The 20,474-nt window shown below is 61.9% G+C and carries 18 protein-coding genes and 1 riboswitch; of the genes, 11 read left to right on the top strand and 7 right to left on the bottom strand.

Annotated elements, in window-relative coordinates; all coding sequences use genetic code 11:
* Window positions 1-149 precede the first annotated feature (149 nt).
* The gene (gene tkt, locus NA645_RS02680; protein WP_256047392.1) at window positions 150-2,147 is read right to left on the bottom strand and encodes a transketolase; all 1,998 of its coding nucleotides are present in this window, start codon (window positions 2,145-2,147) and stop codon (window positions 150-152) included.
* Window positions 2,148-2,239: 92 nt separating this feature from the next.
* The gene (locus NA645_RS02675; protein ID WP_272891944.1) at window positions 2,240-3,160 is read right to left on the bottom strand and encodes a LysR substrate-binding domain-containing protein; all 921 of its coding nucleotides are present in this window, start codon (window positions 3,158-3,160) and stop codon (window positions 2,240-2,242) included.
* A gap of 164 nt (window positions 3,161-3,324) precedes the next feature.
* Here NA645_RS02675 and NA645_RS02670 point away from each other — a divergent pair, with 164 nt between their 5' ends.
* The 6 genes from NA645_RS02670 to NA645_RS02645 all read left to right on the top strand — a co-directional run bounded on the left by NA645_RS02670 (window position 3,325) and on the right by NA645_RS02645 (window position 9,835).
* On the top strand, window positions 3,325-4,221 hold the full coding sequence (locus NA645_RS02670) for a TauD/TfdA family dioxygenase (protein WP_256047390.1): 897 nt from the start codon (window positions 3,325-3,327) through the stop codon (window positions 4,219-4,221).
* Complete coding sequence (locus NA645_RS02665; RefSeq protein WP_256047389.1) at window positions 4,218-4,820, top strand: LysE family translocator; 603 nt, start codon at window positions 4,218-4,220, stop codon at window positions 4,818-4,820. Before NA645_RS02670 ends, NA645_RS02665 begins: the two co-directional genes overlap by 4 nt.
* 78 nt (window positions 4,821-4,898) lie before the next feature.
* The gene (locus tag NA645_RS02660) at window positions 4,899-5,900 is read left to right on the top strand and encodes an ArsR/SmtB family transcription factor (protein WP_256047388.1); all 1,002 of its coding nucleotides are present in this window, start codon (window positions 4,899-4,901) and stop codon (window positions 5,898-5,900) included.
* Between the two features lie 14 nt (window positions 5,901-5,914).
* Window positions 5,915-7,105, top strand: a complete 1,191-nt coding sequence (metK, locus tag NA645_RS02655) for a methionine adenosyltransferase (protein ID WP_181099580.1) — start codon at window positions 5,915-5,917, stop codon at window positions 7,103-7,105.
* Window positions 7,106-7,292: 187 nt separating this feature from the next.
* A complete protein-coding gene (locus tag NA645_RS02650; protein ID WP_256047387.1) occupies window positions 7,293-9,200 on the top strand; it encodes a phospholipase effector Tle1 domain-containing protein in 1,908 nt (635 codons plus the stop codon).
* The gene (locus NA645_RS02645) at window positions 9,197-9,835 is read left to right on the top strand and encodes a DUF2931 family protein (protein ID WP_256047386.1); all 639 of its coding nucleotides are present in this window, start codon (window positions 9,197-9,199) and stop codon (window positions 9,833-9,835) included. The genes NA645_RS02650 and NA645_RS02645 overlap by 4 nt, the downstream gene beginning before the upstream one ends.
* 73 nt (window positions 9,836-9,908) lie before the next feature.
* On the opposite strand, the gene NA645_RS02640 is transcribed toward NA645_RS02645, so the two are convergent.
* From NA645_RS02640 to NA645_RS02630, 3 genes are all read right to left on the bottom strand, one after another.
* A complete protein-coding gene (locus NA645_RS02640; protein ID WP_256047385.1) occupies window positions 9,909-10,478 on the bottom strand; it encodes a DUF2780 domain-containing protein in 570 nt (189 codons plus the stop codon).
* A gap of 64 nt (window positions 10,479-10,542) precedes the next feature.
* Window positions 10,543-11,304, bottom strand: coding sequence for an ABC transporter permease (locus tag NA645_RS02635; protein ID WP_131649549.1), 762 nt, complete (start codon window positions 11,302-11,304; stop codon window positions 10,543-10,545).
* Window positions 11,301-12,230 (bottom strand): ABC transporter ATP-binding protein, encoded by a 930-nt coding sequence (locus NA645_RS02630; protein WP_256047384.1) that lies wholly within the window; start codon window positions 12,228-12,230, stop codon window positions 11,301-11,303. The genes NA645_RS02635 and NA645_RS02630 overlap by 4 nt, the downstream gene beginning before the upstream one ends.
* Window positions 12,231-12,578: 348 nt before the next feature.
* Here NA645_RS02630 and ligB point away from each other — a divergent pair, with 348 nt between their 5' ends.
* The gene (gene ligB / locus NA645_RS02625; RefSeq protein WP_256047383.1) at window positions 12,579-14,249 is read left to right on the top strand and encodes an NAD-dependent DNA ligase LigB; all 1,671 of its coding nucleotides are present in this window, start codon (window positions 12,579-12,581) and stop codon (window positions 14,247-14,249) included.
* Between the two features lie 57 nt (window positions 14,250-14,306).
* A complete protein-coding gene (locus tag NA645_RS02620) occupies window positions 14,307-14,684 on the top strand; it encodes a DUF1090 family protein (RefSeq protein WP_256047382.1) in 378 nt (125 codons plus the stop codon).
* A gap of 30 nt (window positions 14,685-14,714) precedes the next feature.
* Here NA645_RS02620 and NA645_RS02615 read toward each other — a convergent pair whose 3' ends face one another.
* Window positions 14,715-15,161: a c-type cytochrome gene (locus tag NA645_RS02615; RefSeq protein WP_256047381.1), complete on the bottom strand. Its 447-nt coding sequence runs from the start codon at window positions 15,159-15,161 to the stop codon at window positions 14,715-14,717.
* 67 nt (window positions 15,162-15,228) lie between these two features.
* Complete coding sequence (locus tag NA645_RS02610; protein WP_256047380.1) at window positions 15,229-15,663, bottom strand: hypothetical protein; 435 nt, start codon at window positions 15,661-15,663, stop codon at window positions 15,229-15,231.
* 242 nt (window positions 15,664-15,905) lie between these two features.
* Window positions 15,906-16,001: riboswitch (S-adenosyl-L-homocysteine riboswitch) on the top strand.
* A 22-nt stretch (window positions 16,002-16,023) separates the two neighbouring features.
* Here NA645_RS02610 and ahcY point away from each other — a divergent pair.
* The 3 genes from ahcY (at window position 16,024) to NA645_RS02595 (ending at window position 20,442) form a co-directional block, all read left to right on the top strand.
* Window positions 16,024-17,433, top strand: a complete 1,410-nt coding sequence (ahcY, locus tag NA645_RS02605) for an adenosylhomocysteinase (protein ID WP_256047379.1) — start codon at window positions 16,024-16,026, stop codon at window positions 17,431-17,433.
* 103 nt (window positions 17,434-17,536) lie between these two features.
* Window positions 17,537-18,388, top strand: a complete 852-nt coding sequence (metF, locus tag NA645_RS02600) for a methylenetetrahydrofolate reductase [NAD(P)H] (RefSeq protein ID WP_256047378.1) — start codon at window positions 17,537-17,539, stop codon at window positions 18,386-18,388.
* Window positions 18,389-18,624: 236 nt separating this feature from the next.
* Complete coding sequence (locus NA645_RS02595) at window positions 18,625-20,442, top strand: DEAD/DEAH box helicase (RefSeq protein ID WP_256047377.1); 1,818 nt, start codon at window positions 18,625-18,627, stop codon at window positions 20,440-20,442.
* Window positions 20,443-20,474 lie beyond the last annotated feature (32 nt).

Below are 20,474 nucleotides of genomic sequence, written 5' to 3'. Positions count from 1 at the left end.
GCGAGCTGGAAGCTGGAAGCCGGAAGCCGGAAGTACTCATGCCGCTGGCACTTCCACCATCCAGCCGCAACCTCTCAGCTGCTGTGATCCCTTAAGCCTGATCCGGCTGCTTTATTCAAGCCTCCAGCTTCAGGCTTCCAGCTGACTCATTAGTCTTCCAACAGCTCTTCGGCAACCGCGAGAACGTTATCGACGGTAAAGCCGAACTCCTCGAACAGCTGGCCAGCCGGGGCCGACTCGCCGTAGGTGGTCATGCCGATGATTTGGCCTTCGAGGCCGACGTACTTGTACCAGTAGTCCGCATGAGCCGCTTCGATGGCGATGCGCGCACCCACTTCCACCGGCAGCACCTGCTGCTTGTAGGCGGCATCCTGAGCGTCGAACACGCTGGTGCAGGGCATGGATACCACGCGCACCTTACGACCCTGCGCGGCCAGCTTGTCGGCCGCGTCGACCGCCAGGCTCACTTCCGAACCGGTGGCGATGAGGATCAGCTCCGGCTCGCCTTCGCAGTTTTTCAGGATGTAGCCGCCGCGGGCGATGGCCGCTTCGGTCTCGTTGTCGCGCACGTGGTACGGCAGGTTCTGGCGCGAGAAGATCAGTGCGCTCGGGCCGTCCTTGCGCTCGACGGCATGCTTCCAGGCCACGGCGGATTCGACGGTATCGGCCGGGCGCCAGGTATCCAGGTTCGGCGTGGTACGCAGGCTGGTCAGTTGCTCGATCGGCTGGTGGGTCGGGCCGTCTTCGCCCAGGCCGATGGAGTCGTGGGTAAAGACGTAGATCACCCGCTGCTTCATCAGCGCCGACATGCGCACCGCGTTGCGCGCGTATTCCATGAACATCAGGAAGGTCGCGCCGTAGGGGATCAGGCCGCCGTGCAGGGCGACGCCGTTCATGATCGCGGCCATGCCGAACTCGCGCACGCCGTAGTACATGTAGTTGCCCGAGGCATCCTCGGCGACCACCGGCTTGCAGCCTTTCCACAGGGTCAGGTTGGAGCCGGCCAGGTCGGCCGAACCGCCGAGCAGTTCCGGCAGCAGCGGGCCGAAGGCGTTCAGGCAGTTCTGGCTGGCCTTGCGGCTGGCGATGGTCTCGCCCTTGGTGGCGACTTCACAGATGAACTCGCTGGCCTTCTCGGCGAAGTCAGCGGGCAGTTCGCCGGCCATGCGCCGCTTGAATTCAGCAGCCAGCGCCGGGAATTCGGTTTCGTAGGCGGCGAAGCGCTTGTTCCATTCGTTTTCGGCGTCGGCGCCCTTCTGCTTGGCATCCCACTCGGCGTAGATCTCGGCGGGAATTTCGAACGGGCCATGCTTCCAGCCCAGCGCCTCGCGGGTCAGCGCGATCTCGGCATCGCCAAGCGCGGCACCATGGGATTCTTCCTTGCCCTGCTTGTTCGGCGAGCCAAAGCCGATGATGGTCTTGCAGCAAATCAGCGTCGGACGGTCGCTCCTGCGCGCGGTCTCGATGGCCATCTGAATTTCGTCGGCGTCGTGGCCGTCGACGTTGCGGATAACTTGCCAGCCGTAGGCCTCGAAGCGGCGCGGGGTATCGTCGGTGAACCAGCCGTGCACTTCGCCATCGATGGAGATGCCGTTGTCATCGTAGAAGGCGGTGAGTTTATTCAGCCCCAGGGTGCCGGCCAGCGAGCAGACCTCGTGGGAAATGCCTTCCATCAAACAGCCGTCACCGAGGAACACATAGGTATTGTGGTCGACGATTTCATGGCCGGGCTGGTTGAACTGCGCCGCCATGACCTTTTCCGCCAGGGCGAAGCCCACGGCGTTGGCCAACCCTTGACCAAGCGGGCCGGTGGTGGTCTCGACGCCGGCGGTGTAACCGAACTCTGGATGGCCCGGGGTCTTGCTGTGCAGCTGACGGAAATTCTTCAGGTCATCGATGGACAGGTCGTAGCCGGTCAGGTGCAGCAGCGAATAAATCAGCATCGAACCGTGGCCGTTGGACAGCACGAAGCGGTCGCGATCAGCCCACAAGGGGTTGGTCGGGCTGTGTTTCAGATGGTCGCGCCAGAGCACTTCGGCGATGTCCGCCATGCCCATCGGGGCACCGGGATGGCCGCTGTTGGCTTTCTGCACAGCATCCATGCTGAGGGCGCGGATGGCATTGGCTCGCTCACGACGGCTGGGCATCGCTGAATCTCCTGCGGGGGTAGTACGTGAAAAAGGCCGCCATTTTCCCCTTTCGCGGGATGGGGGGCAATGACTGATGCATGCTGTCCGTTCTAGTCGAGCAGACTGACGCCGCAGCTTCCGGCATCCGGCAGATGTCGCAGCAGGTAATCCTTCATCCGAGTGAGCGTTTCCGGGGTTTCGCCGGTCGCCGGCCAGACCAGATAGTAGCTATCGCCGGAGCGCACCGCCTGCTCGAACGGCAGTGCCAGCGTGCCCCTGTGCAGCTCCGCACCGACCAAGGCCAGATCGCCGATGGAAACGCCATGCCCCTGCGCCGCGGCGGAGATGCCCAGTTCCAGCGTGTCGAACAGCTTGCCCTGCTGCCACGCGATCACATCGATCAGCCCGACCCGCTGCAACCAGCGCCGCCAGTCGCGGCAGTCACGCGAGGGATGGATCAACTCGGCCGACGCCAGCTGGGACGCAGTCCAGCATCCGTCACCGAGGATGTCCGGTGAACACACAGGCACCAGCCATTCATCGAACAACTTCACGCGGTTCCAGTCAGCCGGGAAACCGCCGTGCCCGAGCAGAATCGCGCAATCGAACGGCTCGTTATGAAAATCCACCGCATCCAGGTCCATCCAGGCGCTGGTGAGCTGTACCTGATTCTGCGGATGGGCTAACTGGAACGTTTCCAGCGCGCCCAGCAACCAGCGCATGGTGAGCGTCGAGGGCGCCTTCAGCCTGAGCGCGTTCTGCTGTCGATTGACCGCGACGCAAGCGTTTTCAATGGTGCGAAAGCCCACCTTGAGTTCCTGCGCCAGCATCCGCCCCGTGTCGGTCAGCGCCAGCTTGGAGCCGCGCCGATCGAAGAGCTGACAACCGAGATTCTCTTCGAGTGCCTTCACGTGCCGGCTGACCGCGCTCTGCGTGATGCACAGGCTTTCAGCCGCCTGGGTGAACGAGCCGAATCGCGCCGCCACTTCGAAAGCTCGCAGCGCATACAGGGGAGGCATCCGCGCTGTCATGCCGCCCCGCTCCGGCATGAGTAAAACTCATGGCATCCGGCCCTTTTTTCCATTTTTCAACCCTCCGAACCCCACCAATACTGCGCCAGCAGCCGAGCCAACAGCGCGATGGCATCGACTCACAAGCGTGGCGTATGCCGTAGAAAACCGCAGGGAAGAATGACATGTCCAATCGCAACTTTGACCTACTTTTGTCTGCCGCCATCAGTAACGGGGGACTGGGCCAGGAGCAGATTGCGCAGATCCTCGATTTCAAGATGTTCGGTAATCCGAAGGGTTTTCTACGGCTGCAAGGCATGGAGATAGGCGATATCCCGCCGACACCTCAATCCCGCGCCGACGTGTGCAAGCCGGATGAGCGCAGCGAAAAGCTGCTGCTGCAAGCCACCGCCCTGCTGGGTGACCCGATCGGCTACGTGCAGGAGTCCGGCGGCTGCATCGTCAATAACCTCTTCCCTCAGCCGACACAATCACGCGCCGCCAGCTCGGACAGCTTCGATACCGAACTCGATCTGCATACCGAAAACGCCTTCCATGCAATCCAGCCGGACTATCTCTTGCTGCTCTGTCTGCGTCAGGATCCAGAGGCGCAAGCCATTACCTACATCGCTTCGGTCGATCGCATTCTCGAGCACCTGAGCTACGAACAGCAGGCGTTCTTTCTCAACGAGCCCTACAACTTCTTTTCCGATTACGGCCCAACCGAGAAGAACCAACGCATCGACATCAACAAACATCAGACCGTGCTGTACGGCGACCCCGATGCGCCTTTCTTTCGCTTCGATCCGCAGTTCATGGTGGCCTACAGCGACCGCGCGCAGCACTCACTCGATGCGTTGCGCCGCATCGCCTGGAATATCGTCGAGCCGGTAAGACTGGCTCGCGGCGACCTGTTGATCATCGACAATCGCCGCACCGCGCACGCGCGCAGCCCCTTTCCTGCCCGCTTCGATGGCAGCGACCGCTGGATGCAGCGCACCTTCGCCAGCTGCAACCTGGCTTTCTACACCGAAAAACTGGGTCGGCAATCGCGCATCTTCGAACTGGTGACTGAGCTATGAGCGCCACATACCTGGCCTTTGCCGCCGCGGTCACCTTGCTGATCGCGTCCCCAGGACCTGTGGTCGCGCTGGTCATCGCCGATGCGCGGCGCAGCTGGCCGGCCTGGACCATTCTCGGCGGCGTGCTCTCCGCACAGCTACTGTTGATTGCGGCACTGGTGCTGATCTACCTGGCGCTCGATCTGAAGCCGGTCATTCTCGAATGGGGCCAGGTGCTCGGGGGCCTCTATCTGATCTGGCTCGGCGCGGATGGCCTGTGTGGCGGCGATGACGAAAAACCGAAGCCGACACGACCACACGCACATTACTTCTGGCGTGCAATGGCGGTAGGACTGTCGAACCCCAAGGACATCCTGTTCTTTCTCGCGTTTCTGCCGGGGTTCATTCTTCCCGCGCAGCCCTTCGCGCCACAGGCGGTGGCACTGATCGCCATTTGGGCGCTGGTCGATGTGTCCATCCTGATCGCCTACAGCCTGGTATCGCGCCGCCTGGCCAGCCACGAACGCCTGCAACGAGCACTCGACCTGCTCCCGAGTGTCTTCCTGCTCGGCCTCGGGCTGGTGTCCTGCGCAATGGGTATCAACAGCCTGGTGAATTGAAACCCGGCCGGTCCAATATCAAAACTTTTTGATATTGCCATTGCTGGACGAAAAACGACCGACTAGACTGCGCGACTTATGAGCCTGCGCATTCCCCGGATTTCCTTCGACGACAATGATCAGCTCGCCGCCCTGTGCAAGGCCGGCGGCGATTCGCTGCGTCTGAATGTATTGCGGGCGCTGGCCAACGATTCGTTCGGCGTACTCGAGTTGGCGCAGATCTTCGCCACCGGCCAGTCCGGCATTAGCCACCATCTAAAGGTGCTGGCCCAGGCTGGCCTCCTGGCGACACGACGCGAAGGCAACGCCATTTTCTATCGTCGCAGCCTGCCCCAGGGCGAATCCCTCGGCGGCAAGCTGCATGCAGCCCTGCTGGAGGAAGTCGATCAACTGATATTGCCAATCGACGTCGAGGCTCGGATCAGCACGGTGCATGCTCAGCGCAGCGCCGCCAGCGAGGACTTTTTCGCGCGCATGGCGGGTAGTTTCCAGTCACGCCAGGATTTGATCGCCGGGCTGCCGCAGTACCGCGATAGCGTGGTGGCGCTGCTCGATGCACTGAATTTCGCACCGACTGCGACGGCGCTGGAAATCGGCCCCGGCGATGGCAGCTTTCTACCGGAGCTCGCCGCTCGCTTCGCGCAGGTAGTCGCTGTCGACAACAGTCCGGCGATGCTCGAGCTGGCACGCACACGTTGCAAAGAAGAGGCGCTAGACAACGTCGAATTGAAACTCGCAGATGCTTTACAGGACGAATGCCCATCGGCCGACTGCGTCGTTTTGAACATGGTTCTGCATCACCTGGCCGCGCCGGGTGATGCGCTCAAGCAACTGGCGCGACTGGTGAACCCGGGCGGTAGCCTGCTGCTCACCGAGTTGTGCAGCCACAACCAGAGTTGGGCCAGGGAGGCCTGCGGCGATCTGTGGTTGGGTTTCGAACAGGACGATCTGGCCCGTTGGGCCGATGCCGCGGGGCTCACGCCCGGCGAGAGCCTCTACATTGGCTTGAAGAACGGTTTTCAGATCCAGGCCCGGTACTTTTCCCGGCCCGCCACTGTCAGCCGACTCACCCACCGGTAATTAGGAACCGATAGATGAGCGAATATTCGATTTTCACCTCCGAGTCCGTGTCCGAAGGGCACCCGGACAAGATCGCCGACCAGATCTCCGATGCGGTGCTGGACGCCATCATCGCCGAGGACAAGCACGCCCGTGTGGCCTGTGAAACCCTGGTCAAGACCGGCGTCGCAATCGTCGCTGGCGAAGTCACTACCAGCGCCTGGGTCGATCTGGAGCAACTGGTGCGCGACGTCATCATAGACATCGGCTACAACAGCTCGGAAGTCGGCTTCGACGGCGCCACCTGCGGCATCATCAACATCATCGGCAAGCAGTCGGTAGATATCGCCCAGGGCGTCGACCGCAGCAAGCCGGAAGACCAGGGTGCTGGCGACCAAGGCCTGATGTTCGGCTACGCCAGCAACGAAACCGATGTGCTGATGCCGGCCCCGATCCGCTTCTCCCATGCGCTGGTAGAGCGCCAGGCCGAAGCGCGTAAGAACGGCCTGCTGCCGTGGCTGCGCCCAGACGCCAAGAGCCAGGTCACCTGCCGCTACGAAGGCGGCAAGGTGGTCGGTATCGACGCCATCGTGCTTTCGACCCAGCACAACCCAGAGGTCAAGCATTCCGACCTCAAGGAAGCGGTGATGGAGTTGATCGTCAAGCACGTCATCCCGGCCGAATTGCTGCACAAGGACACCCAGTTCCACATCAACCCGACTGGCCAGTTCATCATTGGCGGCCCGGTAGGTGACTGCGGCCTGACCGGACGCAAGATCATCGTCGACACCTACGGCGGTATGGCCCGTCACGGCGGCGGTGCCTTCTCCGGCAAGGACCCGTCCAAGGTCGACCGCTCGGCTGCCTACGCTGGCCGTTACGTAGCGAAGAACATCGTCGCCGCCGGCTTGGCCGAGCGTTGCGAAATCCAGGTGTCCTATGCCATCGGCGTCGCGCAGCCGACTTCGATCTCGATCAATACCTTCGGCACTGGCAAGCTCAGCGATGAGCGGATCGTCGCCCTGGTGCGTGAGCATTTCGATCTGCGTCCGTACGCGATCACCACCATGCTCGACCTGCTGCATCCGATGTACAAAGCCACCGCGGCCTACGGCCACTTCGGTCGCGATCCTTATGAGATGACGGTCGGTGGCGACACCTTCACCGCCTTCACGTGGGAAAAGACCGACAAGGCCGACGCCCTGCGCGCGGCTGCCGGGCTTTAAAGCAGCGACAAGCTGCACGCTTCGAAAAGCCCCGCCAGTCATGTGCTGCGCGGGGCTTTTTGTGCTGTGCAAGTTCTAGCGCAACCGCTCAAAGCCTGCGAACCAGCCCATAAAAAACGGAGCGCCGTTTGCGCTCGCTACTGCCTTGCGGCAAGGTGCCGGCTGCATACCGATAAGGAGATTGGTTATGTCCGGCAAACCGGCCGCCCGCCTGGGCGACCCCACTGCCTGTCCGAAGACCGGGCACGGTAATAACCCCATCGCTAGCGGCTCACCCGACGTACTCTTCGACAGCTTGCCCGCCGCCCGCCTGGATGACGCCACCGGCTGTGGCAGTGCACTGTCGGGCAGCCTCATCCCCAACGTGCTGATCAACGGCAAACCGGCCGCCACGCTGGGCAGCGTTGGTGTTCATGGCGACGTGATCGTTGGCGGCTCCGGCACGGTCATCATTGGCAACACCTCGGTCTCGGCACCTTTTACACCGCCTGCGCCCCTGAACCTTCAGCCAGCGGCGCAAGTCCAGGCCTTCGATACGACCACTTCGCTGCGCTCACCGCATCCGCCGCAACCGACTCCCAGCCAGGCCCGAACTTCGCAGGCGGACCCTGGCCGCGATGCTCCGCAAGGCCTGGAAGAAGAGGAGGAAGAGGAAGAACTCGATAGCCGTCAGGCCGTCACCCTGCGCATTGGCGTGTTCTTCGACGGCACCGGCAACAACGCCAGCAATAGTGCTATTGGCGCGCAATGCCGCGCCTCTGATATAGGACTGGGCGAACAGGAGGCGCAGGCCATCGTCCAGCGCTGCGAAGCCCACCATCTCGACCCGGACAGCAGCTATGGGAACGACGTCAGCAATATCTGGCGGCTGTATGAGCTTTATCGTGACGAGCCGATACCCAAGGATGCCGAGACGCCTAGCACCCTTCGAGTCTACGTTACCGGCATCGGCACAACGAATGGGCAACAAGACTCGCTATTACTCGGAAAAGCGCTGGGACGAGGCGACACGGGCGTCGTAGCGAAAGTCAAAGAAGGTTTCTCTCTCATCGCCCAGACCCTAGATACGTTCCAGCAAGCGAACCCGGACGCGGTGATCGGCGCCCTGGAGCTGGACATCTTCGGCTTCAGCCGGGGCGCGGCGGCCGCGCGGCATTTCTCCAATCAGGTACTGCAGCGCGCCCAGGGTCCATTGGGTGCGCTGCATCGCCAGGGGAAACTCGCCCCTGGGCCAGGATTCGATTGGCACCGCGATGTCATCATCAATTTCATCGGTCTGTTCGATACCGTCGCAGCAATCGGCGGCTGGGACGACTGGGCTAATCCCAGCGACGCCGTAAACGGTGAAATCGACCTTTATCTAGCACCCGACGCGGCCCGCCAGGTCGTGCATCTGGTGGCCCGTGACGAATATCGCCGCAACTTCGCGCTCAACCGGGTCTCCGCGCCACACCGCGAAATCATTCTGCCCGGCGCTCATTCGGACCTAGGCGGCGGTTACCTGCCCGAGTCCGTGGAACGGCTCTACCTTGTTCGCCCTCGCCATAATTGGGTCAGCCGTGAGACTGACCCCCAGCGCACGCTCGCCTATCAACAGGCGAAGCAAGACACCGCTCTCGCTCACCAAGCCGACCTGCTCGATCCGCAGGACCGCACCGCGCGCCTGGAAACCGATGTCTGGGAGCATCACCCACCATTCAGTGGTGGGCGTACCGATCAAATGAAGTACGTAATGGCGGCGCCCTATCTGGAACGCACAGTCTATGGGCATCTGTCCCGGGTGTATCTGCGAGTAATGCACGCGCTGGCCATTGGCGAGGAAGTACCCTTTAGGGAGGTACCTAAAACCGAGGATTTGAGCGTGCCAGAGGAGCTCCTACCGATCTGCGACAAGTTGCTGAAGTGGGTCATGAGCGGCAGCGGGTCGCTAGATAAGGATGAGGAACGTCTACTTCGCCAGCGCTATATCCACCTCTCGTCCAATTGGAACGCCGCAATGGGACAGGGCGGTGGCAGATGGAGCGCAGTCTTCATTAATGCCCCAGCCGTAAACGGTCGGGCACACCATGACGATGCCATAGGAACGAAGCGATGAGATTGGTACTGCTTGGCCTGCTTTTCCTACTTACTGGATGCGCCAATCCTAAACAGCACGCCGGCAACCTGCCCTATCCTTATTGGCGCTTAGGTTTTCTTGCACCGGACTATATGGAGGTCTGGGTGGAAACGGCCGACGTGGAAGATATCCACGGCAGCCGCTTTTATCGAATGGGCGGCGGGACTGCATCGATCGCCAAACCATCAGATGGCAGCGGGAACGCTGCAGGCTGGCGTAGCAATTTAGGCTGGGGCGCGGGCCGCCACGTTAACGGCTCTGACCTGCCCAGGCGCATCTACGTACGCTGGCAATCGCTCGCTGAGCCACAAACCTACCGGGTCGCCCTAGAAATTCCTGAACGTGCGCGGCAACTGATGAGCGAGCGTCTCGACCCACCGTGTCGTACCAGCGAATACCGGCACGCCCTCACGTTGGGCTTAGCTCCAGGTGGTGTGGTGAAAGGCTGGGTCATGAGCACCTGCGGCGGCCCCATCGAGGTTCTGCACGCCCAGGCAGAAATCGAGCCAAAGGGACCTTCGCAAGGAAGGACTGGCGGCCAGTACGCGCTTCCCTTGGAAGCAGAGTCAAAAGCCTATATCGAAAAACACGGCATCCCTTATGGCTCCTGGTAGCACGCACTCAGTGAAATGAAAAAAGCCCCGCCGAGCGATGCCGAACGGGGCTTCTATCCTGACTGCGTACGAATCAAGCGCCGCCAACCCCCCAGATGCCGCTCAGGCTCTGTAACAGCGAGCCGCCAACCCCTTGGCCGCCCAAATACTGCAGCAGAATCGGCGCGAACTGGCTAACCATGCCGGCGTCCATGCCCAGCGCGGAGAAGGCCTGATTGACGTCGCCCAAACTCTGCACGTTGTCCACTGCGGCGGCCGTCTGCGCATTGACGCTGGTATCCGACTGGCCCAGCAGACCGGTCAGCGCACCCAGTTGGCTGAGCTGATCCAGCCCGCTGTCGCCGGTGAGTTTGTCGATCCCCGGCACGGATTTGGCCAGCTGGGCGTAATCGTTGCTGTTCAATTGCTGTTTCGCCAATTGCAGCAGCGCGCCGCTGCCACCGAGCGCCTGGGTGGGCGTGACGTCCAGCCCGTCGAGCTGACCGATCAGATTAAGCGCCTGCCCCTGCGACGAGTTCTGCGTGGCGTCGTTACCGGTAATGCCCGAAACCGCACGCGCGGCCTCGCCGAGGTTGAAGGCGGCAGCCGAGCCGGTTGCCAGACTGAGAGCGGCCAGAACGGCGAGAGAAGAAACGAGGTTCATGTTTGCCTCGAAAAGAAGGGTGCATCGCATGTTACCGGCGATGCGGATCGGAAAGCGTTGTGCCTCAGTTCTTCAGCCGGTAACCCGTCCGGAAGATCCACCACACGGCCAGCAAGCAGGCAACGAGGAAGCCGAAGATCATTGCGAGGCTGATACCGACACCGATGTCCGAAACACCGTAGAAGCTCCAGCGAAAACCGCTGATCAAGTAGACCACCGGATTGAACAGGGTGATCTTCTGCCACAGCGGCGGCAGCATTTCGATCGAATAGAAGCTGCCGCCGAGAAAGGCCAACGGCATGACGATCAGCGACGGCACGATCTGCAGCTTTTCCCAGCCGTCAGCCCAGATGCCGATGATGAAGCCGAACAGACAGAAGGTCACCGCCGTGAGTACTAGGAATAGCGCCATCATCAGCGGATGCTGGATCTGATAATCGACGAACAGCCGCGCGGTGACCAGAATCACCAAGCCAAGAATGATGGACTTGGTCGCCGCCGCGCCGACGTAGCCGATGACGATTTCCAAATAGGAAACCGGCGCCGACAGCACCTCATAGATGGTCCCGGAATAGCGCGGCATATAGATGCCAAACGAGGCGTTGGAAACACTCTCCGTAAGCAGCGCCATCATGATCAGACCGGGAATGATGAAAGCACCGTACGGGATACCGTGCATGGCTTCCATCCGCGAACCAATGGCCGAGCCGAACACCACGAAGTACAGCGAAGTGGAGATGACCGGCGTGGCGATGCTCTGCAGCAACGTACGCCAGGTGCGTGCCAGCTCGAACAGGTAAATGGCGCGAATTGCATGGAAGTTCATGTGCGGCTTCCCTTAACCAGGTTGACGAAGATTTCTTCCAGCGAGCTCTGACTCGATTGCAGATCCTTGAAATCGATCCCGTGTGCCGCGAGGCGCCTGAGCAGATCGGCGATGCCGGTGTCCTCGTGCTGGGCATCGAAGGTAAAGACCAGTTCGTTGCCGCCGTCGATCAACTCCAGCGGATATCCAGCCAGCTCCGCCGGGATTTCTGCCAGCGGTCGTTGCAGATGCAGCGTCAGCTGCTTCTTGCCGAGCTTGTGCATCAGGACGTGCTTGTCCTCGACCAGAATGATTTCGCCCCGGCTGATCACACCGATGCGATCGGCCATTTCCTCCGCCTCCTCGATGTAGTGCGTGGTGAGGATGATGGTCACGCCGCGCTCGCGCAGACCGCGAACCATCTCCCACATGTCCCGGCGCAGCTCGACATCGACGCCGGCGGTGGGCTCGTCGAGAAACAGAATGCTCGGCTCGTGGGACAGCGCCTTGGCAATCATCACCCGGCGCTTCATGCCGCCGGACAGCTCGATGATGCGCGCGTTTTTCTTGTCCCACAGCGACAGGTCGCGCAGCAGCTTTTCCAGATAGGCATCGTCCGGCGCCTTGCCGAACAGGCCGCGAGAAAAGCGCACCGTGGCCCAGACACTCTCGAAGCCCTCGTTGAACAATTCCTGCGGCACCAGGCCGATCTTCGAACGGGCCTCGCGGTAATCGCCCACGATGTCGAAGCCGTCGACCAGCACCCGCCCACCGCCGGGATTGACGATGCCGCAAATGATGCTGATCAGCGTGGTCTTGCCCGCTCCGTTGGGCCCAAGCAGGGCGAAGATTTCGCCCTTGCGAATCTGCAGATCGATCTGTTTGAGCGCCGGATGCCCGGACGCATAAGTCTTGCTCAGCTGTTCGATGGAGATCACGGGTTGCACGGGCTGATAACTCCATAAGGATTGACCGGCAATTGTAAGCGCAACTGGTTAGCTCGCTCATTAAACAGGTGCTGCGATGGGCTGCGAGGTGATCGCCGGCAGCGTCTGACAGCCATCATAGGCAGGAGCCGGACTGGCGAAACCGCGCCATATCGCGCTGCGGACCCAACTTTGGAGTGACTTGCGGCACGGTTTGATCGGTCGAGGTCCGACTGCCGAAGACTTTGAGCCGAAATTGTTTAACATGCGCCGGCACCGCCGCCGAGCACAACGCGACCACGACCGAGTGAGTTGCCAGCCATGCCAAGCGGCTTACCTGCATTTCCAATCGAGCAAGGATGCTCCGCCATGTCACGCTTGATCGCGTTAACTCTGCTGCTTTTGTCGTCCGCCGTACAGGCCAACTGTCCGGACTGGTCCGAATCACGCGCTACCAGCGAGCTCACCGCGCTGACCCAGCAGCTTCGGCTATGGGACGAGGCCTATCACGGGCGTGGCATCTCGCTGGTGGAGGATGAGCTCTACGACCAGTCGCGTAGCCGGTTACGGGCGTGGCAAGCCTGCTTTCCGAATATCGCAACGGACGCTGCGGACCCGCTGGCCAACAACGCCGGGCCAGTCCCCCACCCCGTCGCTCAGACCGGGCTCACCAAACTGGCCGACACGACCTCTGTGCGGGCCTGGATCGAAGCCCGCAACGATATATGGATTCAACCGAAAGTCGATGGCGTCGCGGTCACGCTGCACTATCGCAACGGTCGTCTTGCCCAGGCCATCAGCCGCGGGGATGGCAGCCATGGTCAGGACTGGACCGAACGGGCCCGGCAACTACCGGCGATACCGCAACGCCTGGCGAGCGACGGCGAGCTGATTCTGCAAGGCGAGCTTTACTGGCGTCTCGATGCGCACATCCAGATGCAGGCCGGCGGTGTTGGCGCGCGCGGCAAAATTTCCGGCGCCATGGCACGCCAGACCATCGACGACAACACTGCCGCACAGATTGCGCTGTTCATTTGGGACTGGCCGAATGGGCCGGCACGGATGCAGGCACGCCTGGAAGGCCTGACAGCCCTTGGCTTCAAAGCGAGCACAGAGCTGACCCAGCCGATCAGCGATCTGCAGCAAGCCGAGCGTTGGCGTGATCGCTGGTATCGACAGCCGCTGCCCTTCGCCACCGATGGCGTCGTGCTGCGCCAGGGCACGCGGCCAAACGGCGCACGTTGGCAAGCTCAACCGCCGCACTGGGCAGTCGCCTGGAAGTATCCTCTACGCACCGCCCTGGCCCAGGTTCGGCAGGTGCAATTCACCATAGGCCGAAGCGGCCGAATCACTCCTATTCTGCAGATCGAGCCGGTCCGGCTGGATGATCGCCACATCACCCGCATCAGCCTCGGCTCTCTCGAACGCTGGCGTGCGGACGACATCCGGCCTGGCGATCAGGTCGCGATCAAGCTCGCCGGCCTGACGATCCCACAGCTGGACTCTGTCGTCTGGCGTACACAACAGCGACAGCCAATCGAAGCGCCCAACCCTGCCAACTACCATTGGCAAAGCTGCTGGAACGCCGAACCGGGCTGCGATCAGCAATTCGTTGCCCGACTCACCTGGCTGAGCGGCAAAAAGGGGCTGGACTTGCCGCGCCTGGGGCCCGGCACCTGGAAAACGCTGGTCGATGCGGGCGCGCTTAGCGAACTGCTCGGCTGGCTCGATCTCGACGAAGCCGATCTCCGCCAGGTTTCCGGCATCGGTCCAACCAGCGCCGAAGCGCTGATGGCCAGCTATCGACTGGCCCGTGAACGCCCATTCGCCGCCTGGCTGCGGGCAATCGGTCTGCCGCCAAGCGGCGGTGCTGTCATCGAGGCGGATTGGGAAACCCTCGCCGCCAGAAGCACTACGCAGTGGCAGAGCGAGCCCGGGATCGGCGTCACCCGCGCGAACCAGTTGCATGCGTTCTTCAGGGAACCGGCAGTCGTCAAGCTGCGCGATCAGCTACGCCACGCCGGGATAGCCGGCTTCTGACGGCACTTAGCCGGCTCGGCTCAGTCAGAAGATCAAGAATAAGAAAAAGGAGTCCCCATGTTCCGGCGAAGTATTCTCTCGCTGCTGCTCTTTGGCCTTTGCGCCACGCAAGCATCATTTGCCGCGCCGCAACCCGCAGAAGCCTGCCGTGACGCGCGCAAGATACTTGGCGAGCAAATCCAGGATGCCCGCCTCAAGGGTGAGGACGGTTATCGCCGGTCACTCGAGGAACGCGTGAAGAGCCTTAATGAACGCTGCCGTGGCATGGTCCCGATCCAACCCAACCATGCCGAGGTAGAACGGGCGACTCGACTGGCCAGCGAGCGTGAAGTGCAATTGCGCGAAGCGCTCGGCACTGGCGATGCGCAAATGATCGAACTGCACAAACGACGCCTGGATCAGGCTCGGGAAGAGCTCGAAGCAGCCAAGCGTTAAGCGCAAAAGGGACCTGATCCCAAGGCTGTGTCAATAAGCACGAAATTCCTGGTGGCAGGCCTCGCAGGCATCCTCCACACGCTGAAAGGCCGGCGCAACGCTCTCCGTCGTCACCGGGCCCTGAGCCGTCGCGGCGACCAGCGCGGCGGTATGCGCTTCCAGCTCACGGGCCAGCTGATTGAAGCGCTCCTGCTTGTGCCAGACGTCCTCACGAGCATCGCTCTGCTCTTCCTTGACCTCCGGATAATGCTGCCAGGGTTGCCGCGACAGCTCGTCCAGCTTTGCCGCGCCCTCGGTAAAGCCCTGCGAATCGAACGGCAGACGGCCTCGCAGCATGCCGCCAAGGTCTTCCTTGGTGTCGAGCATTTGTTGATAGATAGCCTTGCGCTTGCCGAGCGGCGAATTGGGGTCGATGCGGTCACAGCCAGCCAATGCGGAAACGGCGACCAGCAACACACTCAACGGGATCAGCTTCATGGCTCAACCACTCGAAACACGACGGCCGGCGATTATCCCCGCAAGCGGCTGTTTCACCAAACATCGGCTACTGCGACCATTCACCGCCCGCGCTTTCACAGTCGATCTTGGCCTGCGCGCGATCAGTGGATTCGTAGTTATACGTCACGATGCGCGCATCTTCAGGCAAGGTCGTTGGCGCTGGCGAGCCGTCCGCCTGCGTACCAGTGGCGCGTTCATTGGCCAGCGTTTCCGGCGTAATCGCTGCGGTGCATACTCCGAAATGGCCAGACGGGCAGCTGTCGCGGATTTCACGCTGTGAATTCTTCACCGCCTCGGTGTCACTGCATACCCAGTCAAGGGCTTCAACATCCATCCCCTGGAATTCGAAGCACTTTTCGGTGACCACCGGCGGCGGCACGGCGCCCGAGGTTTCGGCTTTGACATAACAGGAATTGGCTGCCACCGGCAGGCTCAACGCAGCGATAGATGCAAGCAGAACAGAACGGAACAAGAGGTTCATGTTGGCAGCTCCTGTAGATCGTCGCCCGGCGAGGCTCACCGAACCTTCAGGTTCGACCGCCGGGGTCCTGATGGAGTTCGGCAAACGGACGGCGCATCGGCACGATGTGCAGAAATCGAAGCGCGCCACGGCGCTGAAGCACACCGCCAGCATGCGCTGCGCCGGGCTTGGGATTGCTCGCGGTCGCAGCTATAATCACCGGGCTTTTCACACGGTCGACACCGTTCGAACGTGCCCGCCACCCATCTGAGGGGCGCTGCAGCAGGATCGCCAACCAGGCGAAACCTGTCAGGCTCGGATGGGGCGTTAACCATACGCATCAACGGCGCCCATTCGCACAAAACGAATGGAGACTCTTCAATGAGTGCTGTCATGACGCCTGCCGGTTTTACTGATTTCAAGGTCGCCGATATTTCTCTGGCCGCCTGGGGCCGCCGCGAAATCATCATCGCCGAGTCCGAAATGCCCGCGCTGATGGGCCTGCGCCGCAAGTACGCGGGCGAGCAGCCGCTGAAAGGCGCGAAAATCCTCGGCTGCATCCATATGACGATCCAGACCGCCGTACTGATCGAGACGCTGACCGCCCTTGGCGCCGAAGTCCGCTGGTCCAGCTGCAACATCTTCTCGACTCAGGATCAGGCCGCCGCGGCCATCGCCGCGGCCGGCATCCCGGTATTCGCCTGGAAGGGCGAGACCGAAGAAGAATACGAATGGTGCATCGAGCAGACCATCCTCAAGGACGGCCAGCCGTGGGATGCCAACATGATCCTTGACGACGGCGGCGACCTGACCCAGATCCTGCACGACAAGTTTCCACAGGCGCTCGAGCGCATCCACGGCGTTACCGAGGAGACCACCACCGGCGTGCATCGCCTGCAGGACATGCTGAAGAAAGGCACCCTGAAGATCCCGGCGATCAACGTCAACGACTCGGTCACCAAGAGCAAGAACGACAACAAGTACGGCTGCCGCCACAGCCTCAACGACGCCATCAAGCGCGCCACCGACCACCTGCTGTCGGGCAAGCAGGCGCTGGTGATCGGCTACGGCGACGTGGGCAAGGGCTCGGCGCAGTCGCTGCGCCAGGAAGGCATGATCGTCAAGGTCTCGGAAGTCGATCCGATCTGCGCCATGCAGGCCTGTATGGACGGCTTCGAGCTGGTCTCCCCGTATAACAACGGCATTAATGACGGCACCGATGCCTGCGTCGACGCCGCTTTGCTGGGCAAGATCGACCTGATCGTCACCACCACCGGCAACGCCAACGTCTGCGATGCCGGCATGCTCAAGGCGCTGAAGAAGCGCGCCGTGGTGTGCAACATCGGTCACTTCGACAACGAGATCGACACCGCCTTCATGCGCAAGAACTGGGCCTGGGAAGAGGTCAAGCCGCAGGTGCACAAGATCCACCGCACCGGCACTGGCAGCTTCGATGCACAGAATGACGACTATCTGATACTGCTCGCCGAAGGCCGTCTGGTGAACCTGGGCAACGCCACGGGTCACCCGAGCCGCATCATGGACGGTTCCTTTGCCAACCAGGTGCTGGCGCAGATCCACCTGTTCAACGAGAAGTTCGCCGATCTGCCGGTCGTGGAAAAGACCAAGAACGTCACCGTCATGGTCCTGCCGAAGAAGCTCGACGAGGAAGTCGCCGCCGAAATGGTCCGTGGCTTCGGCGGGGTAATCACCCAGCTAACGCCGAAACAGGCCGAGTACATCGGCGTCGAGGTTGAAGGGCCGTTCAAGCCGGACACCTATCGGTATTAATAGCTGGAAGCTGGAAAGCTGGAAGTCAGAAGCAGTCGGGGAGTTCCCGCTGCTGCTTTGGCTTCCAGCTTCAGGCTTCAAGCTTCAAGCTTGGTAAAAATAAATGACTTCTCTGAATCGCCCCTCCATCAGCTTCGAGTTCTTCCCCACCAAGACCGATGCCGGGCACGAAAAACTGCTGGCCACCGCACGCCGGCTGGCCGAGTACAAGCCGGACTTCTTCTCCTGCACCTATGGCGCTGGCGGCTCGACCCGCGATCGCACGCTGAGCACCGTATTGCAGCTCGACGGCGAGGTGAGGGTTCCGACCGCGCCGCACCTGTCCTGCGTGGGCGACAGCAAGCAGGAGCTGCGCGAGCTGCTGAATCTCTACAAGGAAGCAGGCATCAAACGCATCGTCGCGCTACGGGGCGACCTGCCGTCCGGCATGGGCATGGCCAGCGGCGAGCTGCGCTACGCCAACGAGCTGGTGGAATTCATTCGCGCCGAGACGGGCGATCACTTCCATATCGAAATCGCCGCTTATCCGGAAATGCATCCGCAGGCGCGCAATTTCGAGGACGATCTGGCCAACTTCGTACGCAAGGCTCAGGCTGGCGCCAGCAGCGCCATCACACAGTACTTCTTCAACGCCGACTGCTACTTCTACTTCGTCGAGCGGGTGCGCAAGCTGGGTGTGGAAACGCCGATCGTGCCGGGCATCATGCCGATCACCAACTACAGCAAACTGGCGCGCTTCTCCGACGCCTGCGGCGCGGAAATCCCGCGCTGGGTGCGTAAGCAGCTGGAGTCCTATGGTGACGACATGCCCAGCATCCAGGCCTTCGGCGAGCAGGTCATCAGCGAGATGTCCGAGAAGCTGCTCGCTGGCGGCGCGCCGGGTCTGCACTTCTACACGCTGAACCAGGCCGAGCCGAGCCTGGCGATCTGGGACAACCTCGGGCTGTCCCGCTGATCACTTCGCCAGCTCCCTGCGAAACAGGGAGCTGGCCAATGAACCTGCGAACTGCCACACTGTCCCACCAATGCGGCGTTAACAAGCTCTGTTATACTCCGCGTTTCCGCCAGGCTTACGTCCGGATGTCGGCATTCTCCCAAATGCGACAGGACCGGACGGGATCGCACGCCAGTCGCGATTCGGGCCAGGCATGACCATCCCGGGGCTTCGCCCTCTACAAGACAGGATTACTCATGTCCTTTGCTTCCCTCGGTCTCTCCGAGGCTTTAGCCGGTGCCGTCGAGGCCGCTGGCTATACCCAGCCTACACCAGTGCAACAGCGGGCCATTCCCGCCGTGTTGCAACGACGCGACCTAATGGTCGCCGCACAGACAGGCACCGGTAAGACCGGTGGGTTCGCCCTTCCTGTACTTGAATTGCTGTTCCCCGGCGGTCATCCAGACCGGGAACACCGCCACGGCCCGCGCCAGCCGCGCGTGCTGGTGCTGACACCCACCCGCGAACTCGCGGCGCAAGTACACGACAGCTTCAAGGTCTACGCCCGCGATCTGCCGCTGAAAAGCGCAGTGATCTTCGGTGGCGTCGGCATGAATCCGCAGGTCCAGGCCATCGCCAAGGGCCTCGACGTGCTCGTGGCTTGTCCGGGTCGCCTGCTCGATCTGGCCAACCAGAAGGCCGTTGATCTCGGCCACGTGGAAATACTCGTCCTCGATGAAGCCGACCGCATGCTCGACATGGGCTTCATCCATGACGTCAAGAAGGTGCTGGCCAAGCTGCCCACCAAGCGGCAGAACCTGCTGTTCTCGGCAACCTTCTCCAAGGACATCACCGACCTGGCCGGCAAGCTGCTGCACGAGCCGGAGCGCATCGAGGTCACGCCGCCGAACACCACAGTCGAGCGCATCGAGCAACGCGTGTTCCGCATCGCCTCCAGCCACAAGCGCGCGTTGCTTGCGCACCTGATCACTCAGGGCGCCTGGGAACAGGTATTGGTATTCACCCGCACCAAGCATGGCGCCAACCGCCTTGCCGAATACCTTGATAAGCATGGTCTTCCGGCCGTCGCGATACACGGCAACAAGAGCCAGAACGCCCGGACCAAGGCGCTGGCCGACTTCAAAGCCAATCAGGTAAGAATCCTGGTCGCCACCGATATCGCCGCGCGCGGCCTGGATATCGATCAGCTGCCGCACGTGGTCAACTTCGAGCTGCCCAACGTCGAGGAAGATTACGTACACCGCATCGGCCGTACCGGCCGCGCCGGGCGCAGCGGTGAGGCCATTTCGCTGGTGGCTCCGGACGAGGAAAAGCTGCTCAAGGGCATCGAGCGGATGACCAAGCAGAAAATCCCTGATGGCGACCTGATGGGCTTCGACGCCAGCACCATCGAGGCCGAGAAACCCGAAGTGCGCGAAGCACGTCAGCCGCGACCGGCGCGCAACAACGAGCGCAAGCCACGTGCAGCCAAGGCCGCTGATGCGGGTGCCGAGCCAAAAGAGCGCGAGCGTAACCGCCGCGACCGGAACAAACCGCGCAATGCCAAACAGGGCTCGACGGCAGAAAGTGCCGCCGCGGCACCGGCCAGTCGTCCCAGTCGTCCTCCGCGCCTGCCCAGTGACCGTGATCCAGAAGTGTTTCTCGATGACGAGCTGGACAACTTCGGCAATCGCGTCGATTACGTCAGCCCTTACCAGAACAAGCAGGGCCGTGGCCGTCGCCCGGGCGCTCCCGCGCAACCCGGTGCCGGCCAACCCCGCGCTGCGGCAGGTCCGCGCGGGGGCGGTGCGGGCTCGCCAGGCGGCGCCGGCAAAGGCAAACGGAAGCCAGGCCAACCCCGCGGCGACGGTCAACCACGACGCAAGAACGAAGGACGTCGGATCGACAACGATAGCCGCGCCCGTCAGGATGTCGCGGCCAAGCCGAAGGAAAAGCAGCCAGTGATCATCCATAAGGAATCGAAACTCGATCGATTGCCAAGCGTGGAGCAACTGGATCAGCTTCCGACAAAGCCCCGCGGCGAGAAGCCAGCGTTGCTGACCCGCAATCGCTGATTCGGGACGCTAAACAAGAACGCCGCCCTTCG

The organism is Stutzerimonas stutzeri (assembly GCF_024448955.1).
In the GTDB taxonomy this organism is placed as follows: Bacteria; Pseudomonadota; Gammaproteobacteria; order Pseudomonadales; family Pseudomonadaceae; genus Stutzerimonas; species Stutzerimonas stutzeri_AQ.
The sequence above is the reverse complement of the archived record's forward strand: the minus strand, read 5'-3'. Positions and strand labels throughout refer to the sequence as shown.